General features: G+C 67.4%; 10 protein-coding genes. 4 read left to right on the forward strand and 6 right to left on the reverse strand.

Going from position 1 to position 14192, the window contains the following annotated elements:
• Positions 1-147: 147 nt before the first annotated feature.
• The 3 genes from A6M56_RS00005 to A6M56_RS00015 all read right to left on the reverse strand — a co-directional run bounded on the left by A6M56_RS00005 (position 148) and on the right by A6M56_RS00015 (position 6347).
• Entirely contained in the window at positions 148-2580 is a 2433-nt protein-coding gene (locus A6M56_RS00005; protein ID WP_286757549.1) for a penicillin acylase family protein, read from the reverse strand.
• 301 nt (positions 2581-2881) lie between these two features.
• Positions 2882-4915 carry a hybrid sensor histidine kinase/response regulator gene (locus A6M56_RS00010; protein WP_082062944.1) on the reverse strand — a complete coding sequence of 678 codons (2034 nt, stop codon included), beginning with the start codon at positions 4913-4915 and terminating at the stop codon, positions 2882-2884.
• Positions 4916-5063: 148 nt separating this feature from the next.
• Positions 5064-6347 (reverse strand): MFS transporter, encoded by a 1284-nt coding sequence (locus tag A6M56_RS00015; RefSeq protein WP_286757553.1) that lies wholly within the window; start codon positions 6345-6347, stop codon positions 5064-5066.
• A 143-nt stretch (positions 6348-6490) separates the two neighbouring features.
• On the opposite strand from A6M56_RS00015, the gene A6M56_RS00020 reads away from it, so the two are divergent.
• Positions 6491-6841 (forward strand): DUF3175 domain-containing protein, encoded by a 351-nt coding sequence (locus tag A6M56_RS00020; RefSeq protein ID WP_045219884.1) that lies wholly within the window; start codon positions 6491-6493, stop codon positions 6839-6841.
• A gap of 28 nt (positions 6842-6869) precedes the next feature.
• Here the strand turns inward: A6M56_RS00020 and A6M56_RS00025 are convergent, their stop codons facing one another.
• The gene (locus A6M56_RS00025) at positions 6870-7091 is read right to left on the reverse strand and encodes a hypothetical protein (RefSeq protein ID WP_257983890.1); all 222 of its coding nucleotides are present in this window, start codon (positions 7089-7091) and stop codon (positions 6870-6872) included.
• A 381-nt stretch (positions 7092-7472) separates the two neighbouring features.
• On the opposite strand from A6M56_RS00025, the gene A6M56_RS00030 reads away from it, so the two are divergent.
• Entirely contained in the window at positions 7473-7721 is a 249-nt protein-coding gene (locus A6M56_RS00030) for a dodecin (protein ID WP_045219888.1), read from the forward strand.
• 60 nt (positions 7722-7781) lie between these two features.
• On the opposite strand, the gene acpA is transcribed toward A6M56_RS00030, so the two are convergent.
• A complete protein-coding gene (acpA, locus tag A6M56_RS00035; protein WP_102078979.1) occupies positions 7782-9935 on the reverse strand; it encodes an acid phosphatase in 2154 nt (717 codons plus the stop codon).
• Between the two features lie 274 nt (positions 9936-10209).
• On the opposite strand from acpA, the gene A6M56_RS00040 reads away from it, so the two are divergent.
• Both A6M56_RS00040 and A6M56_RS00045 read left to right on the forward strand, forming a co-directional pair.
• Positions 10210-11532 carry a cytochrome-c peroxidase gene (locus A6M56_RS00040; protein WP_062738979.1) on the forward strand — a complete coding sequence of 441 codons (1323 nt, stop codon included), beginning with the start codon at positions 10210-10212 and terminating at the stop codon, positions 11530-11532.
• A gap of 107 nt (positions 11533-11639) precedes the next feature.
• The gene (locus A6M56_RS00045; protein ID WP_045219894.1) at positions 11640-13220 is read left to right on the forward strand and encodes a TerC family protein; all 1581 of its coding nucleotides are present in this window, start codon (positions 11640-11642) and stop codon (positions 13218-13220) included.
• On the opposite strand, the gene A6M56_RS00050 is transcribed toward A6M56_RS00045, so the two are convergent.
• Positions 13217-14134, reverse strand: coding sequence for a DMT family transporter (locus A6M56_RS00050; RefSeq protein ID WP_062738978.1), 918 nt, complete (start codon positions 14132-14134; stop codon positions 13217-13219). The two genes, A6M56_RS00045 and A6M56_RS00050, sit on opposite strands and share 4 nt — an antisense overlap.
• Between the last annotated feature and the right edge of the window lie 58 nt (positions 14135-14192).

The raw sequence follows: 14192 nt of genomic DNA on the forward strand, positions 1-14192 counted from the left end.
TCCTCCCCGCGACAAAAATCCAAGGCGCCATCTAGGGCAGGGTACGGCCACACCATCGTGGATCGGTTGCTAGCGTCGATGTTTCAGCTGTTGGAAAAAAACGCCACCGCGTATTTGCGGTGGCGTTTTTGCTTGCGCATCGTGTCCTTACTTCCCAGGCACCAGGTGGACGCGCGACTCGGTCGCGGCTTCCACTGCCTTGCGCGAATACAACAGCGGGAAGTACTCGCCCTTGAGCCACAGCGGTGCGAGGTCGCGGTAGTGCGGGCTGTCGGGATTGCCGGACTGGCCGGGGAGGTTGACGGCGCGGGAGTTGTCCCAGTTGCCGACATCCACCACCGTGCGGAACGATGGGCCGTTGGTCTGCAGGAAGTCGCTCGCGCGATACGTCGATTGGTTGGGCGTGTAAGCGCTGCCGCCTTCGGGTGTGGGCCCGACGTTGAGCTTGGCACGCGTGGCTTCGTCGACGATGGCGGCGAACGGATGGGCGTTCAGGTTGTGGTGCAGCTGGCCCCAGTTCCATGCCTGCGGGTTCGCGCCCTGGCGCTTGACCATATCGGCCCATGCGTCCTTCAGGCTGGCCAGCAGGACGGCGTCGCGCTTGGCGGCCGCTTGCTGCGGGTCTTCGCCGAACCTGTGATCGGCGCCTTGGGGGTGTTCGAGCGTGTCGAGCATCACGGCGGTATCGGGCGCGCCCATGGCGTCCGCGGCGGCCTTGGAGAGCACCGCGTTCTTGAACGCGCGGCCCAGGTGATGCGTGAACCAGACCTCGTGCAGCGCGGCCTGCGCAGAATCCGCCAGCATGGTCGCGTCCCAGCCCTTGAGGAGGTTCAACGCGGCCTGCGTGTCGGCATCGCTGGACGACAGCGGGGCCAGCAGCGCGACGAGGCGGCGTGCCGGGATCGACACCATGTCGTTCTGCAGGCGCATGGAGTCTTCCAGCGATACCTTCTCGAGCTTGGCCAGCACTTCGTCAATGCGCGCGTGACGCGAGCCGTTGGTCCACTCGAAGCCGAGCTTGCGTTCGCGGTACGGGTAATCGGGCGGGAGGTTCATCTCGTTGGACGAGGTGAAGTAGCCGGATTTCGGGTTGTAGGTGCTGGGCAGCTGATCGCCGCGCCAGAATCCGGCCCATTCGTAGCGGCCGTCGCCGGGAACGGGCAGCAGACCGTCCCAGTTCGGGCGGATCGGGGCGAGGCCGCCCGGCACCCAGCCGATGTTGCCCTTCGTGTCGGCATAGACCTGGTTTTCGGTAGGGGCGCCCCAGTTCATCATCGCCTGCTTGAACTGCGCGAACGTGCGGGCGCGCATGTAGCCGACCGAGCCGAAATACGGCGACATGCCCGGCGACAGCCACGCCGAGCGCACGGCATACGCGCGGTGCTTCTCGGCATCGATATAGATGACGGGGCCGTGGCGCGTGAAGGTGAGGTCGATGGGGCGCGACTCGCCGCCGCGCACCTTCACGGTTTCGTGCAGCACCTTGAACGGCTCCCAGCCGTCCTTGTAGCGGTACTCGGTGTGGTTGGCCGGGTTCAGCTCGTAGACGTAGAGGTCTTCCTGGTCGATGTTGAAGATCGTGAGGCCGAAGGCGACGTGGCCGTTGTGGCCGATCGACACGGCCGGCAATGACGGCTCGCCCGCGCCGATGATGTCGAGCGTCGGCGTGCTGACGTGGGCGATGTAGCGCAGGCCCGGTGCGGAATACGCGCGGTGCGGGTCGTTGGCCATCACGGCGCGGCCAGTGGTGGACTTGCCCGGCGCGATCACCCAGTTGTTGCTGCCCTCCATGGCCTCTTCGAGGTTGGCCGCAGCGGCGACCCGCGTGCCGTCAGTGTCCACGCCCTTGAGCGATTCCGGCGCGAGCTTCACGCCTTGCGTGGCGAGCGTGAAGACCTTGAGCAGATCCTTCGGCAGGCACGGGTCCAGGCCCTCCGGCATCTGGGTTTGCCACGCCGGCTGCAGGCCGAAGCGGATCGTGTCGTCGGCGAGGTTGGCCTTGCAGGCCACGTTGGCGCGCGCCACTTCCGACTGCAGATTGCGCGTCAGGCCGTGGCTGCGGATGCGCACCACGTCTTCGGGCGCCCAGTGCGCGGGCGTGTAGTTCAGCTTGCGGAACTCGAACGGCATCTGCTCCGGATGCCTGGTCAGCCAGTCGACATAGGCGTTGATGCCGGCGACGAAGCGCGTGGCGATGCGCTGCGCATCGGGGCTGTAGCGGTTCCATTCGGTCTGCATGTCGCCGCGATAGAGAAACAGCCGCGTGGCGCGATCCTGTTCCACATAGGCGGGGCCGAACACTTCCGAGAGCTGCCCCAGGCCGCGGCGGCGCCACAGATCGATCTGGAACAGGCGGTCGCGCGCGGCATTGAAGCCCTGCGCGAAGAAGCCGTCGTCTTCGCTCTTGGCGTAGATGTGCGGCACGCCCCAGCGGTCGATCAGGATGTCGGCGGGCTTGGACAGGCCGGGCACGGCGATCGTCTGCGCGGCAGCGGGGGTTGGCAACTCCTTGGCGACGACCTGCGTGGCCACGCCAAGCGCAACGGCAGACAGCAGAACGGGAAGGGAACGGATGGGCATGGCGATGCGGTCTCCTCTCTGTGCCCGGAATGCCGGCGCAACCCAAGGCGGGCGGCGGCGTTCAGGCGTTCTTATGGGTACGGCAGACAGCTGCACGGCGGCGGACGGCGGCTGATTCGGAAGGCAGGCTGGCCGATCGGTGAACTGGGTGCTGGGCACTGCTAGGGGAGAGATGCCCACCGACCGGCACAGACCAACAAGTATGCGGATGCACCATCACGCGCGCCAATGACTTTTGTTCGGTCAACCATTCCGTCAAGGCATGGTTTGCGCGCGGCGCAGGCGCGGCCATGCGTGACCGCTAGGCCAACGTCGGGGGCCCGGCCTTGCGATGCACGTTGGCGGCCAGCACGTGGCCCAGCTCGCCCGGGAAGATGGGCTTGGTAATGACGGATTGGTAGCCGGCCTCTTTGGCCGCCTTCAGGCGGATCGGATCGGCAAACGCCGTGACGGCAATGGCGGGCAGCTCTGTCATGCCGCTGGCGCGCACGGCGTGGATGAGCTGCAGGCCGTCCATGCCCGGCATGGCGAGGTCGCTGACCAGTGCGTCGAACGGGTGGTTGCCGGCCGCGGCCTTCAGTGCGTCGAGTGCTGCCGCGCCGCTGGAGACCGTCGTCACCTCGGCGCCGTAGCGCTCGAGCATCAGCGCAATCACGCCAAGCGACTCAGGGTTGTCGTCCACGGCCAGCACGCGGATGCCCTCCAGCGTCGGCATGCCCGTGCCGGCCACCACGCCGGGCGCGCGATTTTCCTGCTCGCCGGGCTGCGCGGCGTGCAGCGGCAGCGTGACGGCCATGGTGGTGCCACGGTTTGCACCGCTGCTGGCGGCGGTGATGCGGCCGTGGTGAAGCTCGACGAGCTGCTTGGCAATCGCCAGGCCCAGCCCCAGCCCGCCGTGGCGGCGCGTGCTCGACAGGTCTGCCTGCTGGAAGCGGTCAAAGATGTGCGGCAGGAACGCCGGCTCGATGCCGATGCCCGTATCGCGCACGGTTGCCACGACACCCTCCGGCGCCGGGTGCACCGAGAGCCTGATATGCCCGCCCTCGGGCGTGAACTTGACGGCATTGGCCAGCAGGTTCCAGAACACCTGCTTGAGCCGCCCCGCATCGCCCTGCAGCAGCGGCACGGGCAGGTAGTCGCTCTCCATGGTGATCTGTTTCTGGCGCGCCATGGGCTCAATGGTCTCTCGCGCGCGCTCCAGCACGTCGGCGAGATCGACGGGACCAATGTCGAGCGGCACCTTGCCCGAGAGGATGGCCGACATGTCGAGCAGATCGTCGATAAGGTGGACCTGCGTGCGCGCGCTGCGCTCGATGGCCTCGATGCCGCGCTTGAACAAGCCCTCTTCGTACGGGCGCATGTTCAGCAACTGCGCCCAGCCCAGCACCGCATTGAGCGGCGTGCGCAGCTCGTGGCTGACGGTCGCGAGAAAGTCGTCCTTCAGGCGGCTGGCCCGTTCGGCTTCTTCCCGCGCCCGCGATTCGGCTTCGAGCAGCTGGGCGCGGCGCTCCTCGGCCTGGCGGCGCTCGCTGATGTCGATGACGGCGTTGGTCAGGCCGATGATCTCGCCGGTATCGTCGCGCAGCGGCGTCACCACCACGTCGTAGACCACGCGCTGCGTGTGCCGGCGGCGGAAGGCGAACTCCACGCGCGTGGGTGTGCCGGTGGCAATCACGCGCTGGCCGGCCTCGGTCAGCCGCGCGGCGGCCCGACGGCCGAAGACTTCCCGCACGGTGCGCCCGAGCAATTGCTCCGGCTTCAGGCCGAACACGGCGTTGTGCACCCAGGTGAAGTGCATCGTGTTGTCGACGTCGTACAGCGAGATCGGCGACGCCTGCAGCGCTGCCACCAGGCGCTGCTGTGACAGGCGCTGCTGCGTTTCGGCCAGCGCGCGGCGTTCCGCGCCGGCGCGCGCACGCCGCAACTGCTCGCAGAGCACGCAGATGAGCAGCGCGCCCACACTGAAGACCAGCACCTGCGCGGTTGTCGGCGGCGGCGGCCCGGCCCAGGTCTGCACGGCGGCTACCGCCAGGAACAGCGTCCCGTAGGCGCCGATGGCCAGCATGCCCGGCCAGAAGCCGCCGTACCATGCGGCGATGGTCACGACCGGAAACGCCAGGTAGAACGGCAGGTGGATCCCCATGGTCGCCTCGAGCGCGACCCGCACCGCCGTGCCCAGCACGGCTGCGCCGATGGCCACCAGCCATGCCGATGGGCGGATGGCCGGCGCGGCCTTCAGGCCGCTGCTGCTGAACGGGCCCGGGTCTGCCGGTCGGGGCGGTTCAGCGGTATGCGTATCGGACGGACGGGATGGACGAGGCGGAATGGACTTCATGATCGGGCGCGGTATCCGACGCGACCAGACAGGGCGGGCAAAGGTGACTCAGCATACGAACTGGCCGGCGTGGCTGCCATCGGATTTTCACTGACACGCGTGCAAGACGGCCGCCGATTCGTGCGCGGCAATAGCCTCCCGGCTGCAATCACCCTTCCGACGAGGGGTGCGGGTCGCGCATCCTGTCCCGCCGGACGAGGTCCGGAAACAGCCGCATCCAGATCGCCACCACCAGCAGCGTGCCCAGCCCACCGAGCACCACCGAGGCCACCGGCCCAAGCAGACCGGCCACCATGCCCCATTCGAACTCGCCGAGCTGGTTCGATGCTCCCACGAACACCGAGTTGACCGCGCTCACGCGGCCCCGCATCGCATCGGGCGTATCGAGCTGCACCAGGGAGGTCCGGATCACCACGCTGATCATGTCCGATGCGCCCAGCACCACCAGCGCCAGCATCGACAGCGGCAGCCAGCGCGATACCCCGAACACGAGCGTCGCCATGCCAAATATCGCCACGGCCGCAAACATCACGCGGCCCACGTGCCGGTCCAGCGGACGATGCGCGAGAAAGAGCGCCATCCCCAGCGCCCCCACCGCCGGCGCCGAACGCAGCAGCCCCAGCCCCCACGCGCCCGTGCCGAGGATGTCGCGCGCGTAGATCGGCAGCAGCGCCGTGGCGCCGCCCAGCAGCACCGCAAACAGATCCAGCGAGATGGCGCCCAGCACCACGGGCCGCCCCTTGATGAAGACGATGCCCGCAAACAGCGACTCCAGGCTCACCGGCGTGCTGACCGGCGCCGCCCGCGCCATGCGCACCCACGCGATCAGCACGTGCGCCAGCAGGAAGAGCCCCGCCGCGGTGGCATAGACCACCGGCGCGCCGGCCACGTACAGGAACCCGCCCACCGCCGGCCCCAGGATGATGCCCGTCTGGCCTGCTGAACTTGACAGCGCCACCGCGCGCGGCAGCACCTCGGGCGGCACCAGCGAGGGCAGCAGCGCCTGCAGGGTGGGCGTCTCGAAGGCCCGCATCGCCCCGATGACGACCACGCACAGAAAGATGGGCTGGATGCTCGCGTGCCCCATTGCCGCCATCACCGAGAGCGACAGCGCCACCAGCGCCTCGACGGCCTGGCACGCGCGCACGACGCGGCGCCGGTCGTAGCGATCGGCGATATGGCCCGACGCCAGCACCAGCACCACTGAGGGCAGGAACTGGGCCAGACCCACCAGCCCGAGCACATAGGCGCTGCGTGTGAGGTCGTAGATCTGCCAGCCCACGGCCACGCCAAACATCTGGTACGCAAAGGTCGTGGACAGCCTGGCAAACCAGAACAGGCGGAAGGCGGGGTAGGAAAAGGGCGCGTGCGACAGCGCTGTCGCGGGAGGGGGCGCGGAAGAAGCGGGGGAAAGACCGGCGTCGCCAGACACGTTGAATGCGCGCCGGAACCCGGCGACTTGCTGAAAGGGTGAGCGGAACGCCCGTCATCGTAACGGAAGTCGGCGGCCCGCAGCGTCTCGTACAGGTACGTGGCTTGCGAAACTGCCCATACATCATTACGGGAGATTTCATCATGGCCACATCGCACGCCAAGCCGAAATCCGATGCCAAGCCGGGCAAGGGCGCGCCGCATCGCTGGTCACACCACGTGATGGAGACGAGCGACGCACTGGATCTTGAACCCGACATCTTCAAGTCGCGCAGCCCATCGCGCATTGCCGCGTCGCTCAAGGCATCGGCCGAGCACAGCAGGCGGCGCAAAGGGACGGCGTTCCAGTCGGCCATGTCGATGCTGACGTTCTATATCAATCGTGCGGGGCACAACCTCAGTGCGGGGCGGCGGCAAATCCTGGAGCGTGCCAAGGACAGCCTGCGCGCCGAGTTCGGCCGGCCCACGCGCGGCGCTGCCAAGGCGCGGCATTGAGCGCGGCGGCGCCCCTGCGGATGGCGGGTCAGAGGGCGAGCATGACGCTCAGCAGCTGGCTCGCCACGGTCCGGTAGCTCTCGGGGTCACCCTGTGGCGAATAGGTCGACAGCGTCTTGCCGCGGTAATTCACGGTCACGATGCCGTTGCGCGCCGAGTAGGTCGCGTCGATGCGGCGGCCGCCGCGTTCGATATGGAAGCCGATGGTCTCGGCCACCAGCCGGACGGTTTCCGGATGGGGCGCCGGCATGGACAGCGGCGCAGGGCTGGCTGGGGTCGGTTGTTCGGGGCGGCGCACGGCGCTTTCTCTTCAGGAAGGTATGGGGCGCAACGCAGGTTCCGTACCAGCCGGGTTTGGCGGCCCTGCAGTCCGTGTCGCCCCAAAAGTGGCACTTCATCGCCGGATCGGCCGTCGGACCGACGCTCGGCTTGACGCCATGCGTCGCTTCGCTGACGAAATTTGTCATTTTCGTAAATCGGCCAAATACGCAATTAACCGCCAAGATTTTTGGGCCCCGTGCAAATCCGGGCTATCAGGCGCGAGGCGCAGGTGCCATGCTGGTCAATGACGCGGCGCATATCGTGTGCGGGGCGTTCTGCCGGCGTCCAACCATGCCAACAAGGAGGCGATATGGGTTCTCATACCTACAAGATGATCGAGCTGGTGGGCTCGTCACCCGAATCCAGCGATGCAGCCATCCGCAATGCCATCGCGCGGGCGGGCGAGACGCTCAACCATCTGGATTGGTTTGAGGTGCTGGAGACGCGCGGGCATCTGGTCGACGGCAAGATCGCGCACTGGCAGGTGACGCTCAAGGTCGGCATGCGGCTTGAGGCGCTGGAAAGCGAGAAGCCCGCCGGGAAGAAGAAAGGGAAATAGCGCCCAAGAAAGAAAGGCGGCCGCGCATGTCCGCGGCCGCCTTTCCCGATGCGCCCGGCGTTATTGCGCCTGCGAAAAATCGAGCGCGTTGGTCAGGTCGCCCATCGGTTTGTTGCCGTTGGCGACGAGGGCGTCGTCGCGCTGCTTCAGGCCGGGCAGCGTCGGCAGGGCAAAGCGGTGCGTGATCAGGCGCAGCACCGAGGCCGTGTCGTACTGCGTGTGGTCCACGAAGCCCTTCTTGGCGAACGGCGAGACGATGATCGCCGGGATGCGGGTGCCCGGGCCCCAGCGGTCAGCCTTCGGCACCGTGGCGTGGTCGTAGAAACCGCCGTTTTCGTCATACGTCACGACGATCACCATGTTCTTCCATTGCGGGCTCTTCTGCAGCTGCGCAATCACGTTGGCGATGTGGGCGTCGCCGTCGGCCACGTTGGCGTAACCGGCGTGCTGGTTCAGGTTGCCCTGCGGCTTGTAGAACGTGACGGCGGGCAGCTTGCCGGCGGCGGCATCGGCCAGGAAGGCGGCGTCGTAATCCTTCAGGTGCGCGGCGCGCTCGGCGGCACCGCTGGCGGTGGCCGGGTCGAAGCGGCTGAAGTAGTTGAACGGCTGGTGGTGCGGCTGGAACTGCGTGGTGCCAGCGTAGATCACGCTGCGCGTGGCGTTCGGCGCGTCGGCGATGGCGGCGTTCCACGCGCCGGCATACCAGGCCCAGTCCACGCCCTTGGCGCTCAGCAGGTCACCGATGTTGGTCGTGGACTGCACCGGCATCGTCGAGGCCTTGGTGGGGTCTGCGTAGGCCGCATTGCCGCTGGCCACGCCGTTGCCCGACGGCTGGAACGGCGGCTGCATGGTGTTGACGGCGTAGAACACGCCCGAACCATCGTCGGCCGTGAGCGTGCTGTCGTTGGCGTAGACCGCCTTGCCCGACAGCACGGAGCTCGGGTTGCCCGTTCCCGCGTCAAGCACCGGCACACCGTCGGCATTGACCGTGACCTTCGAGATGCTGCCCGCCGCCGGCGAGGACTTCGCGTTCGGATAGATTGGCGCGCAGGCGCAGATCAGGTACTGGTGGTTCAGGAACGAGCCCCCGAATGCGCCCATGAAGAAGTTGTCGGCGAGCGTGTATTGCTGGGCGATCTTCCACATGGCCATCTTGCTGCCGTCGTAGTAGCCCATCGAGAGGCCGCCCGCGTCGGAGTACGCGGCGAACTTGTCGTTCTTGCCGCCGTTGATCTGCATCTGGTTGTTGTAGAAGCGGTGCACGAGGTCGCGCGTGGTCACGCTCTGCGGCACCACGACGCCCGTGCCGTTCACGCCGTTGGGATCGTCGATCTGGAACATCTTGTTCGGCCAGCCGGTGGTCTGCGCCTGCGTGAGGGTCACGCTCTGGCCGGCGGCGGTCAGGCCGCCCCAGGTGGGCGGCAGGCTCGGCAGCACCGAGCCATCGAAGTCCTTCTGCGCGACAGCCGTGCCGGTGGACGTCGGGTTCACGCCGGGGATGCCGTTGGCGCCCGGGAACAGGCCGTACAGGTTGTCGAAGCCGCGGTTCTCGGCGTAGATGACGACGATGGTCTTGACGTTGTCAGCGAGCGCCATGCGCTTGCTCACGCCGTCGCGGATTGTCTTGCCGACGTCGCCGCCGCTAGCCACGGCATCGGCGATCAGTGCGATGGCCTGGTCGATCTCGGCCTGCAGCGCGGTCTTGGTGGCTGCGTCGGTTTCCTTGTTGTGGTCTTCCAGCAGCTTGTCGACCGTCACGCCCAGCCGCGCGGCCAGCGCGGTCTTGGCGGCATTGATGTCGCCGCCGTTGCTGTCCATCAGCGCGGCAAGTTCGGTCGAGATGGCGCTCACGACAGCGTTGGCGCCGGCCGGCGCGCGGAACACCAGCGGCTGCGTGACCGGCGTGCTCGTGTTCTTGTCCGGATCATTGCGCTTGGCATCCGTGCCGATTTCCACGGTGATGGCACCGGTGCCGGCCAGCGTGTACGCACCGTTCTTGTCGGTGCGCGTGCTGGTTTCACCGGCGTCGCACTTGCCGTTGTTGTTGGCGTCGATACAGACCTTGGCGTTCTCGAAGTAGCTGCCGGTCACCACGCCGGAGGTCGATTGCGTGGAGGCGCTGCTGTTCGAATCGCTGCCGCCGCAGGCAGTCATGCTGGCTGCCACCAGCGCGGCGAGCGGAAGGTGAGGCAAAAGACGGAATGCTCGGCTCATGATTTCCCTTGATTGTTGTGTGGGGGACGAAAGCGAGCGGGAGTCTGTGCCTCGTGTGTGACAAGTTGATGATGCAAACGCAGGCGCGGAGCGGATCTGGGCCGAGCTCAGCAGGAACACCATCGTCAGGAGGAGCAGGGGCACCGCCGAACGTTTGAAGACATTTGCCACCATGGGACCTCTCCAAGGACTGACGTGACGCGCGTTTGACGACATCAAAGTGTCATGGTGGCCGTGCTAAGTTGCAAGGCTTCCATCATTGCGCCCATCGTCGATGCCTCGTCTTCTGCCGTTGTCCACTGTTCGCGCGATTGCCGCTTCGGCGCTCGCGCTGGGGCTGGCCGCTTGCGGGCGCGGCGAACCGGCGGTGGCGCATGCCGCGGCGCCGGCCGGTGCGTCGGCACCCGCGGCCAAGTCCGTCCCTGCGTACGAAAAGGCCTTCTACACGATGATGGCGACGCGCCGCCCGTCGGTGCCGGCCATGGCGGCACTGGGCAAGGCGCTGTTCTTCGATCCGGCCATGTCGGCCTCGGGCAAGCTCTCGTGCGCGAGCTGCCATAGCCCGGCGCACGCCTATGGCCCCCCGAATGACCTCTCGGTGCAGCTGGGCGGCCCCGGCATGGACAAGACCGGCGTGCGCGCCGCGCCGTCGCTGCGCTATCTGCAGAGCGTGCCGCCGTTTAGCGAGCACTTCTTCGAGAACGACGGCAACGACTCAGAAGACCAGGGCCCGACCGGCGGCTACACCTGGGACGGCCGCGTGTCGTCCACGCACGACCAGGCGCGCATTCCGCTGCTTTCCGCGCACGAGATGGCGAACGGCACGCCGGCCAGCGTGGTGGCCAAGCTGCGCAATGGCAGCCATGCGCTGGCGTTCCGCCAGGTGTTCGGCAACGACATCCTCGACAACGAAGACACGGCCTTCCGCGCCGCGCTGATGGCGCTGGAGGTGTTCCAGCAGACGCCATCGGAGTTCTACCCGTACGACAGCAAGTACGACGCGTTCCTGCGCCGCCAGGTCAAGCTGTCGCCGCAGGAAATGCGGGGCCTGCGGGCGTTCTCCGATCCGGCCAAGGGCAACTGCGCGTCATGCCACGTCAGCGCGATCAAGCAGGACGGCGCGTTCCCGGCCTTCACCGATTTCGGCCACATTGCCGTGGGCGTGCCACGCAACCGCAAGCTCGAAGCCAACGCCGACCCGGCGTTCTTCGACCTCGGCCTGTGCGGCCCCGACCGCACCGACCTCAAGGATCACGCCGAGTACTGCGGCCGCTTCCGCACGCCATCGCTGCGCAACGTGGCGCTGCGCAAGACGTTCTTCCACAACGGCGCGATCCACTCGCTCGAAGATGCGGTGCGCTTCTACGCCCAGCGCGATACCCAGCCGCAGAAGTGGTACCCGCGCAAGGCCGACGGCACGGTCGACAAGTTCGACGACCTGCCGCCCCGGTACCACGCCAACGTCAACATGGAGCCGCCGTTCGGCGGCAAGCCGGGCGACAGGCCGGCGCTGTCCGAGGCCGACGTGCGCGACATCGTCGCCTTCCTCAAGACCCTCACCGACGGCTACCGACCGCCACACGTTGCCCGGCGCTGAGCCTGCGGCCCGTTTGTTGCAACGCCCCGAAGCGTACGCGCGGCTGCCCGGGCGTGCGCTCCGGTTATCATCGGCAGATCGTCTTCCCGCAGTCTTGATTGCCCTCTATGACCTGGCTTGCTGACCCGTCCGTCTGGATCGGGCTGTTCACCCTCGTGGTGCTCGAGATCGTTCTCGGCATCGACAACCTCGTTTTCATCGCCATCCTGGTCAACAAGCTGCCGCCCGCGCAGCGTGACCGCGCGCGCATGATCGGCCTCGGCCTGGCGCTCGTGATGCGCATGGTGCTGCTGGCCACCATGTCGTGGCTCATCGGACTGACCAGGCCGCTGCTCACGCTGGGGCCGGTGGAACTGTCCGGGCGGTCGATCATCCTGCTGCTCGGCGGGTTCTTCCTGCTGTTCAAGGCCACGTCTGAGCTGCACGAGCGCCTTGACGGCCAGCCGCATGACGAAAGCCACGGCACAGGCCATGGCAAGTTCTGGAACGTGATCGCGCAGGTGGTGATCCTGGATGCGGTGTTCTCCATCGACTCCGTCATCACGGCCGTGGGCATGGTCAACGACCTGCCGGTGATGATGGCCGCGGTGGTCATCGCCATGGGCGCCATGCTGTTTGCATCACGCCCGCTGACGCACTTCGTCAACGCCCACCGCACGGTGGTGGTGCTGTGCCTGAGCTTCCTGCTGATGATTGGCTTCTCGCTGGTGGCCGAGGGCCTGGGCTTTCATATTCCGAAGGGGTATCTGTATGCGGCCATCGGCTTCTCGATCCTGATCGAGTTCTTCAACCAGGTGGCCCAGCGCAATACCGTGCGCTACGAGCGCCGCCGCCCCCTGCGCGAGCGCACCGCCGATGCCGTGCTGAGCCTGCTGGGCGACCGCCCCGGCACGCCAGCGGATGCCGAATCGCATGAAGCAGTGCCGCACGAGGATGGCCACCCCGAGCCGCAGGCCGTGTTTCGCCCGGAAGAGCGCAGCATGGTCAGCGGCGTGCTCGATCTGGCCGAGCGTTCGGTGCGTTCCATCATGACGCCGCGCCACGATATTTCGTGGGTGGACCTGGAGGCCGATGCGGCCGTCACGCGCAAGCTGCTGCTGTCGGTGCCGCACAACCAGTTCCCGGTCTGCCGCGGCGGGCTGGATGACCTCGTGGGCGTGGCGCGCGCCAAAGACCTGATGGGCGATCTCGACACACGCGGCACCATCGACGTCGAGCGCACCGTCAAGCCCGCGCTCAAGGTGTCCGACAACATGGGCATCCTGCGCCTGATGGACCAGCTCAAACGTGCGCGTGGGCGCATGCTCGTCGTGACCGACCCGCTTGACGTCGTGCAGGGCGTGGTCACACCCATCGACGTGCTGGAAGCGATTGCCGGCGAGTTTCCCGACGAAGACGAACGCCCCGGCGTGGTCGAGGTGAGCGACGGCTGCTGGGAGGTGGCCGGCGAGGCCGACTTGCGCCAGCTCGAAGACGTGCTGCAAGTCGACTGGCTGCTCGACGAAGGCGGCGGCGCGACAAGCCTGGGCGGCTACCTCTTCAACCAGTGGGACCGCCTGCCCGAGGTGGGCGACACACTGGTGCGCCACGACCTGCGGTTCGTCATCCTCGAAGCTGGCAGCCGCCGCATCGTGCGCGTGCGCATCGAGCGCATGGAAGACGTGACGGCGCCAGAGGCCGAAGCCTAAACGGCTTCTTCGGGTGGCGATGCGGCAGGCGCGGGCCTGCGTGTCAGCGCGAGGCTCGCCACCGCCGCCAGCACGCACGCAATGCCGCCCACCTGGCGCACGCTGACGGATTCGCCAAGCAGCACCGCCGCAAACGCCACCGCCGCGACGGGCGCCAGCGCAGTGAACAGCGCTGCCTCTGCACCACTCACGCGCGCTGCGCCGGCATACCACACCACGAAACCGCCGACCGTCGGCACGACCGCATAGTAGGCAACGGCCACCAGCGCCTGCGCTGCCTGCGTCGATGCATGCAGTTGCCAGGGCGATTCCCCCAGTGCAGGCAGCAGTGCCGTCAGCAAGCCGAACGCACTCATCGTGGCGGACAGCGCCAGTGGCGGCACCGGCGTACGCAGCCGCTTGTTGAGCAGGATGAAAAGCCCCTCGCATAGCACGGCGCCGAGCACCAGCAGATTGCCCAGCAGCGGGTGCGCGGCGTCGCTGCCCGGCTGGAACGCGATGGCAAGCACACCGGCCGTGGCCAGTGCGATGGCGCCCAGGACGGCGCGGCGCGGCCGCTCGCCCAGCAGCAGGATCGCAATGAGCGCAGACATGACAGGCAGCGTGCCGATGATCACGCCGGCATCTGCGGCGGAGGTGTAGCGCAGCCCCGAGATCAACAGCGTCGTGTAGCCGACGCTGCCTGCTGCGGCCTGCAACACCAGCAGCGCCCAGTCGCGCCGCGCGAGCACCGGCCAGCGCGTGCGCATGACCCGCATGATGAGAAGAAACAGCGGCAGCGCGAGCGCAAAACGCAGCGCCGTTGCCGTGAAAGGTGGCAGGCCCGCCGCGATGATCTTGCTGGCCGCCACGGTGCTGCCCACCAGCACCATCGCCAGCGCCAGATAGAGATAGCCTTCGAGCCGCTTCGACATGTCGCACCCCGCGCAGATGAAAGCCGCAGGATGCCCCCGCGCTGGGCGGCCGTCTTGA

Source organism: Ralstonia sp. RL (assembly GCF_001683835.1).
Taxonomy (GTDB): Bacteria; Pseudomonadota; Gammaproteobacteria; order Burkholderiales; family Burkholderiaceae; genus Ralstonia; species Ralstonia mannitolilytica.

Excerpts from the sequence above, each read along its gene's own strand:
- A6M56_RS00005 (WP_286757549.1), bottom strand. The coding sequence starts at position 2,580 with ATGCCCATCCGTTCCCTTCCCGTTCTGCTGTCTGCCGTTGCGCTTGGC.
- A6M56_RS00010 (WP_082062944.1), bottom strand. The coding sequence starts at position 4,915 with ATGAAGTCCATTCCGCCTCGTCCATCCCGTCCGTCCGATACGCATACC.
- A6M56_RS00020 (WP_045219884.1), top strand. The coding sequence starts at position 6,491 with ATGGCCACATCGCACGCCAAGCCGAAATCCGATGCCAAGCCGGGCAAG.
- A6M56_RS00025 (WP_257983890.1), bottom strand. The coding sequence starts at position 7,091 with ATGCCGGCGCCCCATCCGGAAACCGTCCGGCTGGTGGCCGAGACCATC.
- A6M56_RS00030 (WP_045219888.1), top strand. The coding sequence starts at position 7,473 with ATGGGTTCTCATACCTACAAGATGATCGAGCTGGTGGGCTCGTCACCC.
- acpA (WP_102078979.1), bottom strand. The coding sequence starts at position 9,935 with ATGAGCCGAGCATTCCGTCTTTTGCCTCACCTTCCGCTCGCCGCGCTG.
- A6M56_RS00040 (WP_062738979.1), top strand. The coding sequence starts at position 10,210 with ATGCCTCGTCTTCTGCCGTTGTCCACTGTTCGCGCGATTGCCGCTTCG.
- A6M56_RS00045 (WP_045219894.1), top strand. The coding sequence starts at position 11,640 with ATGACCTGGCTTGCTGACCCGTCCGTCTGGATCGGGCTGTTCACCCTC.
- A6M56_RS00050 (WP_062738978.1), bottom strand. The coding sequence starts at position 14,134 with ATGTCGAAGCGGCTCGAAGGCTATCTCTATCTGGCGCTGGCGATGGTG.